We start from the raw sequence: 4,411 nt of genomic DNA, 5'->3' as shown, positions 1-4,411 counted from the left end.
GTAAAAGATGAAAGCGCATCCATTAGCATACGCAAAACATGACGGTTGGCACCGAAGCCGTCATTGATGCAAAGCGCAGCATCGGTCACAATGGGCTCAAACCGGACTTGCGGCGGTGCGGCGCGCAAATCTTGACCTTGCGTGCTTCGGCGCGACCAACCGGATGGCCGGTCCCAGCCCAGAACGGACCCATGTCTTGTGACCCTCCCGCCGAGGGAGAACATGCAGGTCGGGCGGAAACCGGACCTTAGCTGCGTCTGCGAAGGTTCTTTGCCAGAATTGCAAAAGTTGCCATTCAAGCCGTAGCAGACCGAAACCCCATGCTTCGCTGCGCACCAAGGTCGGCTGTGCGCAGATAGTGTGCTTTGCAAAGTCGAGCGAACGGCCCCAAGCTGACCTTCATTCAGCTCGCAGCAAAGGCCCGCTTCGGCTCCGGAGCCAACGCATTCCCAGTACGGCAAGACAAAACGCTTGATTTGAGAACGCATTGAGCGAATGAAGGTTATGCGCGCCATGCTGACGGAGTTGGACCAGTGATTAAAACCTTAGGGCTCAGTGCTTTTGTTACTGTTGTATACGCCTCAACTTCATTTGCTGGCGTTTGCGATCTTCGTCTTAGCCGCCTGGTTGGTCCGAAGACCTCGACTACAGTCATGGCGGCAGGTGGCGCTGGGGCGTCCCTTGGACCCTCTGCCGTAGCTCTCGGGGGACTGTATTTCTTTCCACATGCAACCAGCGGAACCTTGATGTTGGGTTCTACACTTGCCGGGGCGTCAGGAGCCGGAACCATAGGTATTATCGGAGGCAGTGGATTCGCAGCAAGCGCGCTTGCCGTGCTGACTGCGCCGGTCACTCTGTTACTTGCTGCCGGGACGACTGTCACAGTTGGCGGTTTGGAAGCGGGGTGCTTTTTTGTCGACGAGCGGATCACCAAAGAGAAAGAAGTGCTTGCTATCCTCAGGCAGGTCAATGTGACCGCAGATGACGCCGTATTCAAGCTGTTTGAGGTGAGCGACGAGGATGCTGCCGAAACCGGGGCAGTCAGTCGAGTTCGTATTCCAAACGAGAATGAAAGGTATGATTTTTTTGAATTGAAAAATCTTTATATCGTGAATGGGGAATTGTTTCATCGTGATTGGCTCCTCAATACTCCGCTTGGAAACATTGCCGCCGCTATAGTTGAGAAGCCGTAGATAATTTGCTTCACACCGATGAACGGCTCTCTCGCAATATGGCAGGATTGAGTTGATATACTGAGCATTCAAAGTCGAAGCAGAAGCCATAGCGAATGAGGATCTTTCCCGCACACCGGCCGTAAATGCAGAACGCAGCGAACAGCATCTTCCCGTCCCGACCATCGGACCCGTTGCGAACGGCCCATAGTGGACATTACCGCATGGACCGCGAAGTCCGCATGCAGTGGTTTTCACTTTAACTCAACCACTGGCTTAACGGGTTCTTTGGCTGTTGCAGCCCTCGCTCGGCTGTCCTCCACCCTTGTTCGTCCATAAATTTCGACACTTCTAAAGCCCACCGATAACTTACATCGAGTAGCTGTGCCGAGATTGGACCCAAGCATTCAGGAGTGAAGAATTCACCTATCCCAGGCAGGTTAGGAGAAAATGCTTGGAAATTTCCATGGCAAATATCGTTCCTGAGAGTTACCAGCCGAACTGGTTCTTTCGGTCGACCTATCTTTTCTAAAAATCCGTCTTCATCTGAAAACGCTAAGCTTTCGACTTTCAAGCCGATTTCTTTAGCTTCATTCAGGAGTGAGTTGCTCATGACGCGACCTAAATCACCGCTCAAGGGCCGCCCTCTGACGTGGCAGCAAATTGTTCGAAGGCTTGCTTCGATGCCATTTAGTAGACCGGACAAACCTGGCAGGAACAGATCATCTTGCAAGGCATCGCTGGCTTGCTGAAAGTGCCAATGAAAAGGTGAAGGGGCAAAAGCCCTGGTAAAGAACGTCTGATCAAGATGTCTTTGAGCCAACTCGGCCCGATATGCTTTGTGGTCTTCTTCAGTCCATCCATCTGTAATTACCAATTCGTAATTGCTTTTCTTTGGCATTACTTTACCTTGAGCGCCGCTGGATATTGCGGCTTGAAAGTTGCATTTGTGGCATCGAATTGAACGTATCTTGCCGTTGTACTTGGAAGCCAATCTAAAATATTCGTGTGTGCTTTTCGATCCGGCTATCTGCCGTTCGTGTCCAGCGCAGCGAATGACCGCTCTCCGCCCTCATTGTCACCGATACCAGAAAAATACCGCCTGCGATCACACCAAAACCGAGCCACCTGCACTACGACGAGCAACTCATGCCATGCAATTACTCGCTAAGGTTACGGAGAAAAATTCTCACGGGGGAGTAAAAACCAAGTCAAATCAAGGCTTGGTGAATCCGATGCTTCCACTTCGGAAGCAAAACACCCGTTTTGGTGATATTTATCCTTCCCTATACAATAGCCGGAAAAGCATCAGATCAGGCCTGAAGTTCTGCATCCCAATAAAGGAAATCCATCCAGCTTTCGTGAAGATGATTGGGGGGGAATTTGCGGCCCATATTGCGCAACTCTTCAGCTTGGGGCTGGCGTGGCGGTTTGCGAAGTTGGAAACCTGTCTGGTGCAGCGCCTTTGACCCTTTGCGCAGGTTACACGGGCTGCAGGCTGCCACCACGTTGCGCCAGCTTGTCACGCCACCAGATGCCCGCGGCACGACGTGGTCGAATGTCAAATCACCTCGTGCGCCGCAGTATTGGCAGCAAAATTCATCCCTCAGAAATAAGTTAAAGCGCGTGAAGGCCACGCGCTTTTGAGGTTTGACATAATCTTTCAGGACGACAACCGATGGGATCCGTATCTCCATCGAGGGGCTGTGCACGTAGTCATCGTATTCAGCGACGATATCAACCCTGTCCAGCCATTTCGCCTTGATCGCATCCTGCCAAGGCCAAAGTGACAGCGGATAATAGGACAAAGGCCTGTAATCCGCGTTCAGCACCAAGGCCGGTCTATGTTTCAGCCCTGCCGGGCTGCGGGTGAATTCCGTTCTAAAATCGCCGTCCATTGGTCAAAAAGCCCTCTGCCGTTCCGCGTCCGGTCCGGCGGGAACAGCCCCACCGATGGTTAGAACTATATCTCGTGTTTTTCGCCTGACAAGTCGCAAAGGAACACAGGATGTCGCAGACAGGGTATGATGCTTAGGTAACAGGCATGTGAATGCTTTACCCCGCCTTGGGGGCTAAGATCACAATGGGGCAGAGATAAGGTTCGAAGAAATGAAGTTTGACTGGCATGCCGATGTGATTACCCGCGCTACGCAAGTGAACGCCGACTATAGATCAACCCAAAATGTGCGGCGCTTTATGCGCAGTCAATGCGGCGATGCCTTCACGTTTGACCGCCCGTTTATGGCGTGGATCAAGGATGGCACGCCCAAGACGATGGGCGACGTGGCCGATGAATGGACACGTCGCCAGCAGTGATCAAAGACCAAGCTTGTCGCGCATAAACGCCAATGCCACGCTTAGCCCGTCGGGCGCGATACCGTGGGCTGTGCCCTTCATGATATGGGCAAAAACATCTGTCCAACCGGCATCTTGCAAGGCTTGGGCCGCTTCAGGCAGCGATTGCGGCGGAACCACATCGTCGGAATCGCCGTGCACCAGCAGGACCGGCGGGCGTACTACCGCATCATCCTTGAGGCTCTCTGGGGACAGCAGACGCCCCGAGAACGCGACGACCCCGCCCACCGCGTCTTCGCGGCGGGGGGCGACATGCAGGGCCATCATCGTGCCTTGGCTAAAGCCGAACAAGACGACCTGTTCGGGCAGCAGATCTTCGTCCACCATCAACGCATCAAGGAATGAATTAAGGTCCTGCACCGCTTGCATCATGCCGCGCTCGGATTCTTCCTCGGATGAATTATCAATCCAAGGAATCGGGAACCACTGGAAACCCATTGGCGCGCCTGCGCAGGCTTCGGGGGCATCGGGTGCCACGAACAGCGTGTCAGGCAGGTGTTCGCCCAACGGATCGGCCAGCCCCAAAAGGTCAGCGCCATTGGCCCCGTAGCCGTGCAGGAACACCACGGCGGACCGCGTTTCCCCCGATACCGGCTCGCGGCGCTCTGCGTTTAAGACGCGTGTCATGTGATCCCTTCCCTTTGTTTAACAACGCGGTAGTACGAAAACAGCGCGCGGGCTGCAACCGACCTCCACGGTGACCAATCTTCGGCCATTGTCGCCAACGCTTTGGGCTTTGGCCGCTCGGGCAGATCAAAAAGCACTTTGGCCGCCTCTTGCAAGGCCAGATCGCCCTCGGCGAAGACATCGGCACGCCCAAGCGAGAACATTGCATAAATTTGTGCGGTCCAACTGCCCACACCGGGGATCGCGGTCAGGGTTTT

Annotated in this window: 6 protein-coding genes; 2 read left to right on the top strand and 4 right to left on the bottom strand. The window is 54.1% G+C overall.

The features are described 5' to 3' along the window. The first annotated feature begins 533 nt into the window (after positions 1 to 533). A complete protein-coding gene (locus ABYT07_RS19225) occupies positions 534 to 1,193 on the top strand; it encodes a hypothetical protein (protein ID WP_372993629.1) in 660 nt (219 codons plus the stop codon). Between the two features lie 238 nt (positions 1,194 to 1,431). Here the strand turns inward: ABYT07_RS19225 and ABYT07_RS19220 are convergent, their stop codons facing one another. Together ABYT07_RS19220 and ABYT07_RS19215 are read right to left on the bottom strand one after the other, a co-directional pair. After that, positions 1,432 to 2,073 (bottom strand): hypothetical protein, encoded by a 642-nt coding sequence (locus ABYT07_RS19220; RefSeq protein ID WP_372993628.1) that lies wholly within the window; start codon positions 2,071 to 2,073, stop codon positions 1,432 to 1,434. A gap of 412 nt (positions 2,074 to 2,485) precedes the next feature. Next, complete coding sequence (locus ABYT07_RS19215; protein WP_372993627.1) at positions 2,486 to 3,070, bottom strand: HNH endonuclease; 585 nt, start codon at positions 3,068 to 3,070, stop codon at positions 2,486 to 2,488. Between the two features lie 211 nt (positions 3,071 to 3,281). Between ABYT07_RS19215 and ABYT07_RS19210 the strand changes: the two genes are divergently transcribed. Further along, positions 3,282 to 3,488, top strand: coding sequence for a DUF6434 domain-containing protein (locus ABYT07_RS19210; protein WP_372993626.1), 207 nt, complete (start codon positions 3,282 to 3,284; stop codon positions 3,486 to 3,488). Here the strand turns inward: ABYT07_RS19210 and ABYT07_RS19205 are convergent, their stop codons facing one another. Next, entirely contained in the window at positions 3,489 to 4,154 is a 666-nt protein-coding gene (locus ABYT07_RS19205; RefSeq protein ID WP_372993625.1) for an alpha/beta hydrolase, read from the bottom strand. After that, on the bottom strand, positions 4,151 to 4,411 hold a 261-nt coding region (locus tag ABYT07_RS19200), incomplete at its 5' end, for a DNA-3-methyladenine glycosylase (protein ID WP_372993624.1). The genes ABYT07_RS19200 and ABYT07_RS19205, both read right to left, overlap by 4 nt.

Origin of the sequence: Sulfitobacter sp., assembly GCF_041552635.1 — a bacterium.
Lineage (GTDB): Bacteria > Pseudomonadota > Alphaproteobacteria > Rhodobacterales > Rhodobacteraceae > Sulfitobacter.
This window is presented reverse-complemented; position numbering and strand designations above follow the sequence as displayed.